Consider the following 17,188-nt stretch of genomic DNA (forward strand, 5'->3'; position numbering starts at 1 on the left):
GTCTTTTTTGATTAAATCTGATGAAATGTCACTTCAGGACGGCTTCCGACACGGATATTTACGCCGGTTTGTCCCAAGCCCTCGCTGATATAAAATGGTTTATCGTGATGATAATGAAGGCCTTTAATCATGTTCATTCGCACGAGCTTTCCCATTTTCACCAAATGATACGGTTTTGGCCAGTGAATTTGCCCGCCGTGAAAATGCCCTGACAGCAGGTAATCATAATGAACATCCTTCATATCCAGAATAATATTTGGGTCATGTGTTAAGACAAGATGATAGCCATTTTCCAGACTTTGATAAGAGCCGTTGATATTACTCCGATTCGTACTGTAATCATCAATGCCAATAATATTGACTGGCCCTGCAGCCGTCTCGATTCGAACATGTTCATTTTGCAGCGTGATACAGCCGTTTTCCTCTAAAACTCGCTTCAATCTCTGAAAGTCCTCTTCGTTCAATACATAATCGTGGTTACCGAACACCGCGTACATTCCATATGCAGGCTTTAGCTTTTGCAAGGCGTTCAAGTAACCTGCCAGTTTCGGAATATTACGTTTCCGATCAAGAAAATCCCCGGTAAGAGCAATGATGTCCACAGGCTGATCTTTTGTTAAATGATACAGCTCCTCAGGTGAGACTGAAATGTTTTCCAAGTGAAGATCAGATAAATGAAGGATATTTAATTTTTTTCTGGCTGGAAGGCCGTCTTTTTGGTCGATTGAAATGGTGTTGACTTTCACATCTTTTGTATTGCGGTTCGCTTTATATAGAAATGGCACAAATACGAGTATGGCCAATGAAAGTAAGATTGTAAACAAAATATATCCCCTCCCTTCTATCAGTATAGTAAGTGATCAAGCCCTATGGATAGCGGGAATTAATGGGTAGAGACAGGTTGAAAAACGGATTGTCATATGATGAATGATTTGGAAGGGAAAAGGGATAATAAATTTTGACACATGAGGCAGAACATGCCGACGGAGTCAGAATAACAAATGGATGTGTAAGCAATGTTACGATTGATGAGACAACAAAAAAAAGAAACATATTATCTCTGGATCGCATTATTTCTTCTTTTATTGTATGTATCCCCGCTTTTTATTTTAAAGGAAGATGCCCATATCCGGGTCCACGATAATTTAGATTCCAACATCGCTTGGTACAAGGTTCTGGCCGATAGCGGAGAAATCGTCGGCAAGGTTGACGCTGCCATTCCGCAAATCATTAACGGGCTGCCCCGGGATGCCTTTGGCACCGAGTGGAGCGGAATTGTTTGGCTCCATGCTTTCTTTTCTTCCATGACCGCCTATGCAATAAGCCAGACGGTTACAAGAGTTGTCGCTTTTTTTGGAATGTATGTGCTGCTGAAGAAACATATAATCCCGGAACCAAAAGCGGCTTTTATCCGAATTGGCGTATCGCTTGCATTTGCCTTAACACCGTTCTGGCCTTCGGGAATGCTGAGTACGCTTGGGTATCCCTTGGCACTGTGGGCTTTTTTAAATATCCGAAAAGGGGATATCTCATGGAGAGAGTGGCTGACGCTGGGCTTGCTCCCTCTATACTCAAGCTTTGTTCTAGGCTTTTTCTTTTTCCTGGCAGGGATGGCGTGTTTTTGGCTGTATGATGCCATTACAAAAAGAAGATGGAATTTGATGTTCTTAGGCAGTATTGCATTTATGACGAGTATTTATCTTTTCGTTGAATATCGGCTTGTCTATTCGATGCTGTTTGAGCACGCACCGATGCATCGTATCGAATTTATCTCATCTAGACATGACGTTTGGCATTCTCTTCGGCTTTCCGTAAAAAACTTTGTCTATGGCCATAATCATGTGATGACCGTTCATACCGTTGTCATCCTTCCGATCCTGCTGGTCGTATTTGCTGCTCTGCTGTTCAAACGAAATCGGACAAAGCCAGAAAATGTTTATCTGTTTTTATGTGTGCTTAATTACGGGTTGTCATTATGGTATGCGTTTTGGTTCAACAAAATTTGGGCTGTTCCAAAGCAGAAATTTGCTTTTTTAGCAGAATTTAATTTTGCCCGTTTTCATTTTCTTCGGCCGCTTGTTATATACGTGAGCTTTGCACTTGCTTTATATCTCATTTGGCGGATGGGGAAAGGATGGAAATGGCTTGTGTACGCCGCAGTCGCTGCACAGCTGATGGTGTTGGCGCCTTTTAATGAAGAATATACGTATGGCGTTCATTACAACGCGCCGACATTCAGGGAGTTTTATGCATCAGAGCAATTCAAAGAGATTAAGGAATATATCGGACGTCCGCAAGATTCGTATAGGGTGGCGAGCATCGGACTGCATCCGTCTATCGCCCAATATAACGGGTTTTATACGTTAGATACGTATAACAATCTGTATCCGCTCTCATATAAATATGAATTTAGAAAAATCATCGAAAAAGAGCTGGAAAAAAATTCTCGGCTGAAACAATACTTTGATGAATGGGGCAGCCGCTGCTACCTTTTTGTCGATGAACTCGGTAAACGATATGATTTCAAAAAGAACTCGAAGAAAACGATCAACAACCTTCAATTAAATACAGATGTATTTAAAAAAATGGGTGGACGGTACATTTTTTCTTCAGTTCCGATCATGAATGCTGAACAAAACCATCTCGCGCTCGTAAAGACGTTTGACCATAAAGATTCCGCCTGGCGCATTTATTTATATGAAACAAGATAAGGAGGATATCGATTGAAACAGTCACAGCCAGTATTAACCATCGTCGTCCCGTGTTTCAATGAAGAGGAAGTGTTTCAAGAAACAAGCCGTCAGCTGACAGAGGTTGTAGATGATTTAATTGAAGAAAAATTAATTGCTGAAGACAGTAAAATTCTGTTTGTCGATGATGGCAGCAAAGACCGCACTTGGGCTTTGATTGCTATGGAGAGCATAAGAAACAAGAAGGTTACCGGCTTAAAATTAGCCTGCAATGTCGGCCACCAAAAAGCGCTTTTAGCCGGACTGCATAAAGCGAAGAATAGGTCAGACTGCGTCATTTCAATCGATGCTGATCTTCAGGACGACATCTCTGTGATCCGGGATTTTATGCTGAAGTATCATGAGGGCTGCGAGATCGTTTACGGTGTACGCCGGAGCAGAAAAACCGATACCTTTTTCAAGCGCACGACCGCGTTAGGGTTTTATCGTCTCATGAATAAGCTTGGGATTAAATTAATTTATAATCATGCTGATTTTCGTTTAATGAATAAAAGGTCCCTCGAAGAGCTTGAGCGTTATCCGGAAGCGAATCTGTTTTTAAGAGGTATTGTCCCCATGATCGGCTTTAAATCGGCCGAAGTTTTGTATGACCGCAAGGAACGCTTTGCCGGCAAAACGAAATATCCGCTGAAAAAGATGCTATCCTTCGCTTTTAACGGGATTACCTCATTCAGTGTCGCACCAATTCGATTCTTTACGCTTTTAGGGTTTGTTTTGTTTTTCCTCAGCGCTGTGGCAGGGATTGGCGCGTTTATTCAAAAGCTGCTCGGCCATACGAATGCAGGCTGGGCGTCTCTTATCATATCCATTTGGTTTTTGGGCGGGCTGCAATTGATGGGAATTGGAATCATCGGAGAGTATATTGGAACGATTTTTTCTGAAGTGAAAAGACGGCCGAAATACGCGATTGATATTGATTTGTATAATGAACAGCTGAGCCCGCTTCAGCGCCAGGAAAAAGAGCGGTTAGAAAAAAAGTACAGTTAAACACGGAAAGAGCTGACTTCATTAGTCAGCTCTTTTTCTTCAACTGATGCAATATAGCGCTAAGCGGTTCGTCTTGCGGGTTGCGGTAAAAATCAAAAAATGGGCAGCCCTGCTTCTTAATTCGATCGATGACCGTATCAATTGTAAACAGAGCGGGTGTTAAAGATGATTGCACCTCATGCCAGTAGAGCGGGGCTGCAACAGTCCCAAGCTCATTTCCTCTCGTCGAATAGGGACAGATAATCGTTTTTCCTTCTGCATGCTGCAAATAATCAAGATACAATTTGCCGTGTCTGTTTTTAATCAAGCGTTCAGTGGTAAAGAGCTCGGGAAATGCATTGGTGCAGTACTCTGCGATCAGCTGCGTAAATTGGCGTGTTTCTTCATACGTAAATGCCTCGGGAGACAAGGGAATATAAAGCTGGATGCCTTTGTTGCCGGACAGCTTCGGGTACGATGTGATGCCAAAGGAATCCAACAGCCGCTTCAGTTCATTTGCGGCCTGCACGGCCATAAGAAAGTCATCTCGCGAAGGCGGGTCTAAATCAATGACAATCTCAGCCGGACGCCTGCTTTTAATGGTTTGAAAAGGAACGTGAAACTCCAAAGCAAGCTGGTTGCAAAGCCATAACAATGTAGACATATCCTCACAGACAATATGTTCATGGCTTCCATCATAGAAGGACTGAACAAAATCCGGCGCATAGTCCGGCTTGTTTTTTTGGAAAAATGATTCGCTCCTAGATCCATGCGGATAGCGGATGACGGTGACAGCCCGGTTTTTCAGAAATGGGAGCAGGTAGTCACTGACTTCAATCATATACTGAATAAAATCTTCTTTTGTTTTTTTATTCTTTTCAAATATGATTTTATCCAGGCTTGTGAACTGGAGTTTTGGGTGAACCGGTTTGGAGTGTCGTATGACTTGCGCATACGTGCATTCGGTCCAGTCCATTTGGAATTCGAAACCGATAAACGATACCTCTCTTAATGTGCCATGGAGAATTGTTAAGTATTGAACAGCTGCACAAATCGAAGGTTCAAGCTTAAACTCGCCTGAGGGTGTTTGATGTCCGTGCTGTTCCATAATCTCGCGTATAGCGCTTTTTTCCTCATCGCGCATTCCGTGCGAGACAGAGGCAATCGGTGTCATTATTCCGTTTTTTAACACCGATACCGTCAGAAACCCGTTGTTAGGGTTGAACCCTGTTATGCAAACATAAGCTTGTTTAAAGTTTTTATATTTGAGCCAATCGGACGACCGCTTCTTTTCAAGCCATTTGCTGTTTGTTTTCTTCGCTACAATTCCTTCTCCGTCATATTTTATTACCATCTCCCAGAGTTGATCAAAATGATCATAACAGGGAATGGATTGAATGGTTTCTTTTGCGTAAGGATCTGGAGATGCAGGAAGCTTTGCTGCGGATATGAGTTCACGCAGCGATTTTTTGCGGTCCAAATACGAAAGAAGCGTTACATCTTCTCCGCTTCGCTCTAACAAATCAAAGGCGAGAAAGCAGCACGGCCGCGCGTTTGCCGATTCCTGAATCTTGTCTGGCCTTTTCAAACGCCCCCGCACTTGAAGGTGTTCAAAATCTGCACGACAGGGATTCACCAAACATACGATTTCACCGTCAAGTGTCAGCGGAAGCTCTTTTTCTAGGTGCTGAAAGGCAGTTTTGGCGAATTGTGTGATTTCAGGGAAGGTGCTGCTGAGCTCCACACCATTTCTGCTGGTTAAGGTCACACCTGAAGAATGGATGCGGAGAATACAGCGGTACCCATCATATTTTACTTCGTAACGCCATTCTGCTCCGATTGGCGGTGACGAAGTTAAGACCGGCTGCATGGTAAACGCCATGGGCTATGACGTGCCGGAGGCTTTTTTTCTAGTTGTTTTTCGTTTTTTATCTCCGGCTCCTTTCGGTTCAGCGGCTTGTGCAGGTGCGGCAGCCGGTGTCTCCCGGTTCGGCCTTCTGGTTCGGTCAATGCTGGCTTGCAGAGCGCTTACCAGGTCAATGACATCTTCACGTGGTGGCGCTTTATCAGGAGTGACGGCTGTTTCTTTATTTTCAAGCTTGTCGTTGACTCTTTGCAGCAGCGCCTGTCGGTACGTGTCTTCATATTTCTCAGGCTCAAACTCAGCAGTCAGTTCATCTATTAATGTAATAGCAGTTTGCAGTTCCTTATCGTTTACATTCGATTGATCAGGTACACCTGGGACATGAGCGGCGCTTCTGACCTCATCCGGATAATGGATAGACTCCATGACGATACAATTTTCATAAACACGGAGAATCGCCAGCTGCTGCTTTGACCTGATTGTCATATTGGCGATACCGATCTTTCCGGTTGAGCGCAGCGCCTCACGAAGCAGGGTATAGGCCTTCGTCCCATTATCCCCGGGGCCGACAAAGTAGGAGCGGTTAAAGTAAATCGGATCAATTTCCTGAAGCTGAACAAAGTCAACAATCTCAACCGCTTTCTCCTCATGCTCCTGTTTTAAGCTTTTTAAATCTTCGTCCGTCAGCACTACAAATTTCCCTTTTACATATTCATATCCCTTCACAATTTCATCAGGACTAAGAGTTTTTTCGCAATTTGTACAAACTTTCTCGTATTTGATTGGTGCGTGATCCTCTTTATGGAGGCTGCGCAGTTTAATATCTTTATCTTCTGTGGCCGCATATAGCTTGATGGGGATGTTTACTAATCCGAAGCTGATCGATCCCTTCCACATTGTATGCATATTGATAAACCCCTTTTTTTCTTTAGTGTGAAGAGAAGGAGTACGATTCATGTGTAGTAACTTATGGGTGAAAAAAAGCCGGCGCTGTTATTGCGACGGCTGTTCAATAATGAATTGTTCGAATTGTTCCGGAGGTATTGGCCTGCTGAAAAAGAAGCCCTGCAAATGGTCGCAGCCTTTTTCATATAGAAGCTGCTTTTGAGCTGCATTTTCCACACCTTCGGCAATCACCTGCAAAGACAGCTGATGCCCCATGGCAATAATAGCTCCGGTAATTTGCTCTGATTTAGGATGGGTCTGAATATCGTCAATAAATGATTTGTCAATCTTCAGCCTGTGAATCGGGAAGTCCTTCAAATAGCTAAGGGAGCTGTGACCAGTACCGAAATCGTCAATACTGATTCTGATTCCTAATTCTGTAAGGGATGACAAAACCTTTTTGGAGTGATCGAGATTGTCCATTGTCATGCTTTCCGTCACCTCCACTTCAAGAAGCTGCGGAGGAAGCTGGTATTTATTAAGCGTATCCTTGATGAGGGGAATCAGATCTTCGGATTGGAACTGTCTGGCGGAAATATTAATGGCGACAGAAAGATCATAGCCTTTGTTGTGCCAAATCCTTGCCTGCTTGCATGCTTCATCTATAATCCACTTTCCGATATCAATAATAAGTCCCGTTTCTTCTGCGACACCGATGAATTCTCCGGGCGGACGCAGTTGCCCGTCTGGTGTCACAAGGCGTATCAGTGCTTCTGCTCCTGTCATTTTTTGTTTTTTTACACTGAATTGCGGCTGATAATGCAACACAAATCTATCGTTTTCGATTGCTTCTCTGAGTACCATCTCTTGGTTAAGCTTGACGGTTTCTTTGTTGCCGATTGAAAAAGAATAGTATCTGTATTTGCTTTTGTTTCGTTCTTTAGCCGCATACATCGCCATATCAGCCTTTTTCATCAATTCAAGGCCATCCGTCCCGTCTTTTGGAGATATCGCAATCCCGATACTGACAGATGTGACAAGGGTGTGATCTTGAATTTTGAAAGGTTTTTTTGAATATTTGGATAATTTTTCTTGCTAAAACATCTGCTTCGCCTGTTCCTGTATTGGCGTCTGTTAATATAATAATAAATTCATCACCGCCAAGACGGGCGATAAATCCGTTATCAGGGACTACAGATGACAAACGTTTAGCCGCAAACTGAAGCAGTTGATCCCCGACATTATGCCCTAATGCATCGTTAATCACTTTAAACCGGTTTAAGTCGAGAAAGAAAACAACGGTGTTATAATGCAAGGTATGCTCGCGATTCAGCACCTTTGTTAGATGAGAGATGGCATGTCTTCTGTTAGGTAAGTCTGTAAGCGAATCATAATGAGCCATTCTATGGATTTCTTTTTCTGCTTTGTACTGCTTCGTCATGTCTTTGCAAATGACATAAATGCTGTCCAGTTCCTGATTGACCTCAACAGGTATGAGAGTAATATTTAAGTGAAACTGGCCTTTTTCAGTGATAAGTTCGCCATCACTGTTCATCGCTTGTTTATCTTTTTTAACTTGCTCAAAAAGGCGCTTAATCTTCAGTGATGTGTAATTCCTCCAGTCATGCATGCTGAAGCCAAATTTGCTGATCATTTCCTCACCAGCGTGATTGGAAGATATTATGTTTCCTTCTAATGATAAAATAAAGATTGCATCAATATTGTGGACGATTAAAGACTGAAATCGCTGTTCGTTATCCTTTATGCGTTCGCTCTGTTTAATAAACTTTCGATCTGCATGGGAACTGAATAACAATAACGTTTGGATACAAAAAATAATTAAAGTAACAAAAATTGACCAATGAAACGTTTGCACCTCCATATGGCTTCCGGGCGGAGCCATATCCTTATGGAAAGTTGCCGCAAGCATCCCTGTGTAGTGCATGCCCGAAATCCCAATGCCCATTACAATTGAACTGACGACTTTATAGAATATAAGATGCTCAGAATGTTTTTTTACGGCCAAGTCAAAGAATATTTTTAACGAGACGAAAGAGGCTGCAATCGCAATGATAATTGAAACTGTAAATAAAATAGGTTCGTAAATAATCATTACCCGGGAAATGGCAGACATTCCGATATAGTGCATAGAAGCAATAGATGCGCCAAGCACAACTGATCCGGTAAGCAGTCTGTAATATGTAAGAATGTGCCGGCTGACAAAATATAATGACACAAATGATCCCGAAACAGATGCGCCAATGGCTGCCATTAAAGGCATGAATTCATATTCCATCGGCATTTCCATATGGACGGCCATCATCCCTACAAAATGCATTGACCAAATACCGAATCCCATAATAAGTGAGCCGCCGATCAGCCAAATTTTACTTTTTAAGCCTGTATTGATGGTGACTTTCCTTGAAAGTTCAAGGGAAATATACGAGGCGGTACAGGCAATTAGAATAGATAAACATATGAGAGTCGTATTATATGTAACGTGTATTTCCAAATGGAGATTCCCCCCGTATCGTGTGTTCCAGTCTTGTTGACTCTCTTTATTATCGGCTGCTTAACCGCAGAGTTTCAGCCTTCAAAACGATAGAAATACGAGGGAGATCTATTTTTAGTTCAACTGACCGTGAAAAATGTGTTAAAATCATCTTGACGTTTTCCGAAAAAACAAAAATGTATAATACATAAACATGAAACAAGGGAGTTGGTGGCTATCGAAGAGCTGGTTATGTCATGGATAGAAGCATTTAAAAGCTTATCTTATTTTGGAATATTTCTAGCGCTCAGTATTGAGTTTATCCCGGCCGAAGTCGTCTTGCCGCTTGCGGGCTATTGGGTATCTAAAGGCGATATGACACTTGCCGGCGTTGTTTTGGCAGGATCGCTTGGAGGAGTGGCCGGTCCGCTTACGCTGTATTGGATAGGCCGGTACGGAGGAAGGCCGTTTCTTGAACGTTTTGGGAAGTATCTCTTTATTAAACCTGAAGCGCTTGATAAGTCAGATAAATTTTTCAAAAAACATGGTGGCTTTGTCGCGTTCAGCGGCCGTTTCTTGCCTGGCATCAGGACATTGATTTCCATACCGTGCGGAATTGCAAAAATGAATGTTTGGGTGTTTTCGCTTTATACATTCATTGCTATGCTTCCGATTACATTTGTATATGTTTATCTCGGTGTGAAGCTCGGTGAAAATTGGAAGGAAGTCGGCTCTATTCTTGATCAATATATGCTTCCGATCGGGATAGCGATTTTGGCGCTTTTCCTGCTCTACTTACTGATGAAAAAGAGGAAGAAACGCACGCATTCCGAACAATTATCTGTATTTTTAAAAAATAAACGTTGACAAATCATTGCGCTGCGCATATCATTGACGTATAAAATCATATTTCTTGAAATCCCAAAGGGGAGTAGCGTCCGGAATGTATTCCGGAAACAAAGTCGTCATTTCATGGATTGTATCCATCGGCTTTGTTGGCATGCCTGAATTCATGTCTAGCAAGACCTTTGCCTTATGTCGGCAAAGGTCTTTTTTGCATGGTCCGGCCGGCATAAGATCGGATGAAGAGAAAGAAAACAACTTTTTTGGGAGGGTATCATTTATGGATGCAGCATTATTATTAGAGTATGGTTGGGTTCTTCTCGTCTTGATCGGGCTGGAAGGGATTTTAGCCGCCGATAACGCGCTGGTTATGGCGGTAATGGTAAAACATTTGCCGGAGGAAAAAAGAAAAAAAGCGTTATTTTATGGATTGGCAGGGGCTTTTGTTCTGCGATTTGGCTCTTTATTCGCCATTTCATTTTTGGTCAACGTATGGCAGGTTCAAGCGATTGGCGCGATCTATTTGCTGTATATCTCAGCAAGCCACTTATTGAAAAGATATGTATTTAAGAAAGAAGACACACATAAAGAGACGAAGCAAAGCGGTTTTTGGCCGACTGTTTTAAAAGTTGAGCTGGCAGATATCGCGTTTGCTGTTGATTCCATCTTAGCAGCAGTAGCGCTGGCGGTTACACTTCCTGGGACATCACTCCCGAAGATCGGCGGACTTGACGGAGGACAATTTCTCGTCATTTTGGCCGGCGGTATCATCGGACTGGTGATCATGCGGTTTGCGGCTTCCATGTTTGTGAAGTTATTAAAGGAACGTCCAAGCCTAGAAACAGCAGCCTTTGTGATTGTCGGCTGGGTCGGAGTGAAGCTTGCTTTATATACGCTTGCCCATCGCGACATAGCGGTTGTTTCTGAGCACTTTATTCATTCTGGAACATGGAAGCTGATATTCTGGGGTGTCTTAGCAGCAATCGCGGTTTGCGGCTGGTTTATGTCAGGTGGGAAAAAACAGCCGGAGGGCGCACAAAACGAACAAAGAAACAGCACCCGTGAACGGGCGTAATCTGAAAGACTCTGCTTAAAAGCAGAGTCTTTTTGTGTTTAAAGCGTTTTCATAAGCGAAATAAAATAACATTTTTATAACATCTTTGTTACAAAAAACACGCATAAAACCCCCTTAATTCTTTAGAAAGGCACGAAATCATGTATAGGACGTCAGAATGGTTTGTCATAATTGAGACATTGGAAATCAATATTTCTTTTTCTCCTTTGCGAATCCCTATCAAATTAGCTATCATTAATGAGTAGTTATAGGGAGGAACTGAGGTGAAACCAGTGCTTAGCCTTTTGTTTAAATTGGGAAAAAAGAAGCAAACACTTGAAAAAGCTGTTGAGAGTATACAAAAAGGCAATAAAGATCTGCAAAATGAATTAATACAGCAATATAAGCCATTTATCGCAAAGACGGTTTCATCCGTTTGTAAACGATATATAGATGAAAAAGACGATGAGTTCAGTATTGGACTGATCGCGTTTAATGAAGCTATAGAAAAATATTCACCTGAAAAAGGAAATTCTCTGCTCGCATTTGCTGAGCTTATTATAAAAAGAAAAGTCATTGATTACATTAGAAAAGAAGCCAGAAGCGCACAAAATATAAATATCGATTTACAGGAAGGAGACGATCAGGAGTCATCACAAAGCCTGATTGAAGCCGAGCTTTCCATTGATGAATACCGCCGTCAGATTGAACAGGAGCAGAGGCGGGAGGAAATCCTCTATTTTCAAAAGCAGCTCAAGGATTATGGTTTATCGTTTAAAGAACTGCTTGAAAATTCTCCAAAACACACGGATGCAAGGCAAAACGCCATAAAGGTGGCAATGACGCTTGTTGAACATGAAGAATTGGCCGCTATCCTGTATACAAAGAAGCAGCTTCCGGTCAAACAGCTTGAACAGCTTGTCTCTGTAAGCCGAAAAACGATTGAGAGAAACAGAAAATATATTATTGCGATGTGTATTATCATTACGGGTGATTATATTTATTTAAAAGATTATCTTAAAGGGGTGCTGCACTCATGAGAAGAGGGATTATAGTAGAGAAAAATAAAAAATTCGTCACGTTGCTGACCCCTGACGGACAATTTTTAAAAGCCAAAAATGATCGACACAGCTATGAAATCGGAGAAGAAATCATGCTTCCGAGTGAAACACGCATGGGCAGAAGGGCCAGCTTTTTTGATTTTTTTAAACTGCGCCCTTTCAAAATGGGGATTTTTACGATGACTGCTATTATGCTTTTTATTTTTATAGTTCTCCCCGTTTTTTCTAATAATAAGGCCTATGCGTATATGACAATCGATATCAATCCAAGCGTCGAAATGGCGTTAAACAGCGATTATGAAGTGATTGAACTGACGCCTCTAAACGATGAGGGACAGAAAGTCGTGAATGATATAGATGATTGGGAGAAGACTGATTTTAAAAAGGTGATTGACGATATTATAACCGACTGCAGTGAACACGGGTATGTAAAGAAATCGAAAGAAATATTGATTTCCACTGTTTATGAAAACACAGAAGACAATACATATAAAAAGGCTGTGAAAAAACAGCTGAATGATGTGACTGAAAAATATAAAACGACATACCGCATGGAATCTCTCGAGTCAGATATGCAAACGAGGGAAAAAGCGAAGAAAGAAGGCGTCTCAACAGGCAGCTACATCAAATCAAATGAAAAGAATGACAATAAAGATTTAAAAGATGACTCCAGCAAACCATCCGGGGAAGAGGATCAAAAGAGTGATGAAAATGAGGATGAAAACACCGATCAAACTGACACCCAGGACAGCAAGCAAGGAGATAATGAACAGCTGAATGATGCGGATTCCGGAGACCAGAAAGAAGAGAAAGCGGATGACCAGATTGATGATAGTGACCAAGATAAAAAAATAAAGGAATCAGATGAAAACACAAATACCGAAAAAGATGGGGACCATGAGCAAACCCCAATACAAGATCCTCAAGATAAAGGAAATGAAAATAACGGCGCTGACAAGGGCCAAAGCCAATATCACAGGGACTGGAACAATGGTGAACAAGGCAAGAACCGTTCTTCGTCCAGAAGGGATAACGCTTCAGACCGACGTAATCCAAACGGCTACAGCAGTGATAATAATTCAGCTAAAAATGAAGATTCGCCGAGTGCCCCCGGCGAATAAAGACCTGAATTTATTTAGTTGTGCCATTTAATTGTGATTGTGCTTGCTGTACCAGCCGCTTTGTCATTTCTCCGCCTACAGAGCCGTTAGCGCGTGCGACTGTATCAGAACCAAGGTTCACACCGAATTCTTGAGCCACTTCGAGTTTAAATTGGTCTAGTGCCTGCTCCACCCCTGGAACAACGAGTTTATTTCTGCTCGCCATCTTTTTCATCTCCTTTTTCGATAAAGAAATTCTTAACGCGTATTTAGTTTGAAATATACGGGGTTTATTTATGCTGGCAATTGTTGTGGAGAAAAATAAAACCCCGGCCTCTGAGCCGGGGTGGCGCAGACTATAGAATGTCTGCTGTCATTTTATGTGCGGTTGCCTGAATATGGAATGTCAAAATGGAGAGGACTGTAATGGCGATAATCTGTCTGATTTTAAGCCATTGGCTGTCATTCAGTTCTTCAAAACGGTGACGGAGACGCTCTGTCTCCTGTTCGGCGATCTCCTGCAGATTTGATTCTTTCATAGAAGGAGTATCTTGGTGATGGATGGCATCAAGCACATATGCGCAGCTTTCATAATAAGCAATCGGGCTGATGACATCATCAGATCTGTCTGAGATTGTGTTAAAGGCCACTTTTAAAATAGCCCGTATGTGTTCAAAGTCATAAATGGATTTTAAATCACGTACAATTAAAAGAATAACTGCCTGTTCAACTGAGTATTTTTTGCCCAGCTCAGGGTGTCCGATCAGATCTTTGATATCACGCTTTACCCAGTTTTGAATTGCGGTTGACTTTAACGAAGTCAGCTCGCATAAGTTGCCAAGCTCTACGATTTCATTTGTAGAAAGACCGTATTCTTTTTTCTGTTTTTTTCGTTCGTATCTTGTAAGAAATTCAGGAATTTCTAGATGATTGGCTGCTTTTTCTGCTGACATGTTCGCTGATTGGACGAGAATGTCGAGCGGGCTATGTTCTCCTTGTCCTTTTAGGGAATAGAGCAGCCGCACCATATCGGTTCGAGAGAGTTTAAAAATGTTCATTGTTCACCTCTTTAAACAATTTGACGCGGATATTGGTCTATGTATAAGTTCAAAATTCAAGCGTCAGCAAATTACATTAACATCATACGTCGAATTCCTTGCATTTTCAAATGGATGTTTTATAATTTAAATATACGGGTTCTTTTGAACTTAAAATAACGGAGGTTGTTATGGCGAAAAGAATTTTTCTGTTTATTCTAACGAATATTTTGGTGCTTACAACAATCGGGATCGTTTTGTCTGTTTTAAGCTCTGTTACAGGAGTCGGGACGTACTTTACAGCTGATGGCGGTATCGATCCAATGGCGCTTCTTGTGTTCAGTTTAGTCGTTGGATTTGTCGGTTCCTTTACGTCTCTTGCAATGTCCAGATGGATGGCAAAGACGATGATGGGCGTCAGAGTGCTGAATCCGAAAAAACACTCGCTCAGCTATGAGGAACAGCAATTGGTTGATCGTGTTCACAGATTAAGCCGCTCTGCCGGTTTAACGAAAATGCCGGAAGTCGGGATTTACCGTTCACCTGAAGTAAACGCGTTTGCGACTGGACCGTCAAAACGCCGTTCACTTGTCGCAGTATCGTCAGGGCTGCTGGAGCAGATGGATGACGCAGCGGTTGAAGGTGTGCTTGCCCACGAGGTCGCGCATATCACAAATGGTGATATGGTAACAATGACGCTTTTGCAAGGTATCGTTAATACCTTTGTCGTCTTTTTATCGCGTATCGCCGCTTGGATAGCAAGCCGTTTTGTCAAAGAAGATCTAGCGCCGATCGTTCATTTTATTGCAATGATTATTTTTCAGATTGTCTTTTCGATACTTGGCAGCCTGGTTGTGTTTGCGTATTCACGCCATCGTGAATTCCATGCTGACAGGGGAGGAGCGGATCTTGCCGGCAAGGACAAGATGATTCATGCGCTGCGGACGCTTAAAAGTTATTCTTCCCGGATTATGGAAGACGATCAGACAGCTGTCCAAACGTTAAAGATTAATGGCAAGAAGCGCTCTTCGCTTTTCTCTACTCACCCTGATTTAGATGAGCGAATCAGACGGCTGGAAGCTAAATAATACAAACACATTGTTCCTCTGAGAGAATTCTCAGAGGTTTTTTATTTTATCCATTGACTAAAATCATAAAAAAATAAGCAAGTTAAGAAAATGTTTCGTAAAAGCCTTTAAAAATGGACCTAATATCTTTAGAATAATTACCGTACTTAAAAAGAGAGGCAGAAGGATTTTACATGAGATTAAAGTTTGGAAAATTGATACAGGCCTTGTCACCGGCCCAGCTGATCGCATTATATTATTTTCTTGCAGTTACTGTGGCCGTTATATTGCTGAGTTTGCCGGCGGCCCATAAACCGGGGGCGGATTGGACGTTTATTGATGCGCTTTTTACAGCTGTCAGTTCAGTCAGTGTAACAGGGCTGACAGTTGTTGATACAGCTGATACATTCAGCACAATAGGGATTTTTATATTAGCATTTGTTCTGCAATTTGGCGGAATCGGAATTATGACGCTCGGAACATTCATTTGGCTGATCATGGGAAAACGTATCGGGCTGAAAGAACGGAAGCTGATTATGGTTGATCAAAACCAATCCCAGTTTTCAGGAATTGTCAATCTGATGAAGCAGGTACTGTTTCTGATCTTGTGGATTGAATTTTTTGGCGGGCTGATTCTCGGCACATATTTCTTAACCTACTATGACTCCTATCAGGAAGCTTATTTACACGGATTTTTTGCCAGTATCAGTGCAACGACAAACGGCGGATTTGATATTACCGGTAATTCGATGATTCCATTTCGCCACGATTACTTTGTGCAGTTTATTACAATGCTTTTAATTATATTTGGAGCGATTGGATTTCCCGTGCTTGTTGAAGTAAAGGATTTCCTGTTTTCAAAGCATCGGCGTTATCCATTTACGCTTTTTACAAAGATCACGACGATTACGTTCGGCTCACTTGTCTTGTTTGGAGCCATTGGCATCTTTGCCCTGGAAGCAAACCATGCGTTCGCAGGAAAATCATGGCATGATATTTTGTTTTTGTCCCTGTTTCAATCAACGGCAACCCGAAGCGGGGGGCTGGCAACAATCGATATCAGCCAATTATCAGATTCCACACTCTTTTTTATTTGTGCGCTGATGTTTATCGGAGCGTCGCCAAGCTCAGTCGGGGGAGGCATACGGACAACGACTTTTGCTTTGAACCTTCTTGCGCTGTTTCATTTTGCCCGAGGCAATAAGGCCGTAAAGGTATTCAAACGGGAGCTTCACCCTGCTGACTTGATGAAGTCGCTTGTTGTCACGATGATGGCGATCCTGCTCGTTTTTGGCGCGACACTCATTCTGACCATTACAGAAAAACATTCCCTGCTCGAGCTTTTGTTTGAAGTGTGCTCGGCATTCGGTACAACCGGCCTGTCGCTTGGAATTACGGCAGATTTGAGCAGTGTTGGAAAATGCGTCATTATGATTGTCATGTTTATCGGGCGAATCGGCATCCTGACCTTCCTGTATCTGATCGGAAGAAAGGAAATTGAAGCGAATTATCACTATCCGAAAGAAAGAGTGATTATCGGATAGGCAAAACACCGCATATTTTGCGGTGTTTTTTGATTGCCAAAAAAAAGATGTGTGCCTCCTGTTCAGTTGGAGAACCTAACTCCGACAGGTGCAATTTACGCTCCTGCATCTTAAAATGTCTGAAAATTGGCGAGGAGGATTCGTATGAAGCGTAAAGCTGAAGTGAATGAAGCCATCAAAAATAACAATACACCTACCGAGAGCATGGACCCCAATTCATATAAGACACAATATCATGACGACCCCAATTTTAGAGGGGCAAACCGCAATTCCAAACAGGGCCAGCAGGGAGGCATGTAATTGTGAAGAAAAACCGTCATAGCAGAGATATGCAAAATCATAAAAAGCCTATGAATAAAAAGGTGCTGGAGGAAGAGTTCTCAAGTGAACTTGGGGATTACAATGCCGGGAAGATCATCGAAACGCTGGAAGTCACCAAGCCTGAAAAGAAAAAAGAAAAAAACAAAAATAAAAAACAAAAATAAAAAAGACCTCTTAGGCGGCGTCCGCTTAAGAGGTGCTTTTT

At 42.2% G+C, this 17,188-nt stretch carries 15 protein-coding genes, 1 pseudogene and 1 riboswitch; of the genes and pseudogenes, 10 read left to right on the top strand and 6 right to left on the bottom strand.

Going from position 1 to position 17,188, the window contains the following annotated elements; translation table 11 throughout:
• Positions 1-11: 11 nt before the first annotated feature.
• Positions 12-824 carry a metallophosphoesterase gene (locus NSQ09_RS13170; protein WP_129137616.1) on the bottom strand — a complete coding sequence of 271 codons (813 nt, stop codon included), beginning with the start codon at positions 822-824 and terminating at the stop codon, positions 12-14.
• Between the two features lie 192 nt (positions 825-1,016).
• Between NSQ09_RS13170 and NSQ09_RS13175 the strand changes: the two genes are divergently transcribed.
• Positions 1,017-2,711, top strand: coding sequence for a DUF6044 family protein (locus NSQ09_RS13175; protein ID WP_015715772.1), 1,695 nt, complete (start codon positions 1,017-1,019; stop codon positions 2,709-2,711).
• A gap of 12 nt (positions 2,712-2,723) precedes the next feature.
• Positions 2,724-3,737, top strand: coding sequence for a glycosyltransferase family 2 protein (locus NSQ09_RS13180; protein WP_015252230.1), 1,014 nt, complete (start codon positions 2,724-2,726; stop codon positions 3,735-3,737).
• Between the two features lie 25 nt (positions 3,738-3,762).
• Here NSQ09_RS13180 and NSQ09_RS13185 read toward each other — a convergent pair whose 3' ends face one another.
• From NSQ09_RS13185 to NSQ09_RS13195, 3 genes and pseudogenes are all read right to left on the bottom strand, one after another.
• On the bottom strand, positions 3,763-5,598 hold the full coding sequence (locus NSQ09_RS13185; RefSeq protein WP_069837465.1) for a DNA ligase D: 1,836 nt from the start codon (positions 5,596-5,598) through the stop codon (positions 3,763-3,765).
• Between the two features lie 3 nt (positions 5,599-5,601).
• Positions 5,602-6,486: a non-homologous end joining protein Ku gene (ku, locus tag NSQ09_RS13190; protein ID WP_445291716.1), complete on the bottom strand. Its 885-nt coding sequence runs from the start codon at positions 6,484-6,486 to the stop codon at positions 5,602-5,604.
• Positions 6,487-6,573: 87 nt separating this feature from the next.
• Positions 6,574-8,977 (bottom strand): annotated as a pseudogene (locus tag NSQ09_RS13195) (EAL domain-containing protein).
• A gap of 180 nt (positions 8,978-9,157) precedes the next feature.
• On the opposite strand from NSQ09_RS13195, the gene NSQ09_RS13200 reads away from it, so the two are divergent.
• The 4 genes from NSQ09_RS13200 (at position 9,158) to rsgI (ending at position 13,035) form a co-directional block, all read left to right on the top strand.
• Positions 9,158-9,823, top strand: a complete 666-nt coding sequence (locus NSQ09_RS13200) for a DedA family protein (RefSeq protein WP_029726984.1) — start codon at positions 9,158-9,160, stop codon at positions 9,821-9,823.
• Between the two features lie 47 nt (positions 9,824-9,870).
• A riboswitch (yybP-ykoY riboswitch) is annotated at positions 9,871-9,974 on the top strand.
• Between the two features lie 105 nt (positions 9,975-10,079).
• The gene (locus NSQ09_RS13205) at positions 10,080-10,874 is read left to right on the top strand and encodes a TerC family protein (protein ID WP_032679119.1); all 795 of its coding nucleotides are present in this window, start codon (positions 10,080-10,082) and stop codon (positions 10,872-10,874) included.
• A gap of 263 nt (positions 10,875-11,137) precedes the next feature.
• Positions 11,138-11,893: an RNA polymerase sigma factor SigI gene (gene sigI / locus NSQ09_RS13210; RefSeq protein WP_003245855.1), complete on the top strand. Its 756-nt coding sequence runs from the start codon at positions 11,138-11,140 to the stop codon at positions 11,891-11,893.
• A complete protein-coding gene (rsgI, locus tag NSQ09_RS13215) occupies positions 11,890-13,035 on the top strand; it encodes an anti-sigma-I factor RsgI (RefSeq protein WP_257986583.1) in 1,146 nt (381 codons plus the stop codon). Before sigI ends, rsgI begins: the two co-directional genes overlap by 4 nt.
• A 10-nt stretch (positions 13,036-13,045) precedes the next feature.
• On the opposite strand, the gene sspD is transcribed toward rsgI, so the two are convergent.
• Entirely contained in the window at positions 13,046-13,240 is a 195-nt protein-coding gene (sspD, locus tag NSQ09_RS13220) for an acid-soluble spore protein SspD (RefSeq protein WP_003218568.1), read from the bottom strand.
• A gap of 130 nt (positions 13,241-13,370) precedes the next feature.
• Positions 13,371-14,072: a transcriptional regulator HtpK gene (gene htpK, locus NSQ09_RS13225; RefSeq protein WP_015252224.1), complete on the bottom strand. Its 702-nt coding sequence runs from the start codon at positions 14,070-14,072 to the stop codon at positions 13,371-13,373.
• Between the two features lie 170 nt (positions 14,073-14,242).
• On the opposite strand from htpK, the gene htpX reads away from it, so the two are divergent.
• From htpX to NSQ09_RS13245, 4 genes are all read left to right on the top strand, one after another.
• On the top strand, positions 14,243-15,139 hold the full coding sequence (gene htpX, locus NSQ09_RS13230; protein ID WP_003232513.1) for a protease HtpX: 897 nt from the start codon (positions 14,243-14,245) through the stop codon (positions 15,137-15,139).
• Positions 15,140-15,312: 173 nt separating this feature from the next.
• The gene (gene ktrD / locus NSQ09_RS13235; RefSeq protein WP_003244672.1) at positions 15,313-16,662 is read left to right on the top strand and encodes a Ktr system potassium transporter KtrD; all 1,350 of its coding nucleotides are present in this window, start codon (positions 15,313-15,315) and stop codon (positions 16,660-16,662) included.
• A gap of 144 nt (positions 16,663-16,806) precedes the next feature.
• Positions 16,807-16,962 carry a hypothetical protein gene (locus NSQ09_RS13240; RefSeq protein ID WP_003232510.1) on the top strand — a complete coding sequence of 52 codons (156 nt, stop codon included), beginning with the start codon at positions 16,807-16,809 and terminating at the stop codon, positions 16,960-16,962.
• A 2-nt stretch (positions 16,963-16,964) separates the two neighbouring features.
• Positions 16,965-17,147 carry a hypothetical protein gene (locus NSQ09_RS13245; RefSeq protein ID WP_015715779.1) on the top strand — a complete coding sequence of 61 codons (183 nt, stop codon included), beginning with the start codon at positions 16,965-16,967 and terminating at the stop codon, positions 17,145-17,147.
• The last annotated feature ends 41 nt before the right edge of the window (positions 17,148-17,188 follow it).

Source organism: Bacillus sp. FSL W8-1202, from assembly GCF_038006165.1.
Taxonomy (GTDB): Bacteria; Bacillota; Bacilli; order Bacillales; family Bacillaceae; genus Bacillus; species Bacillus subtilis.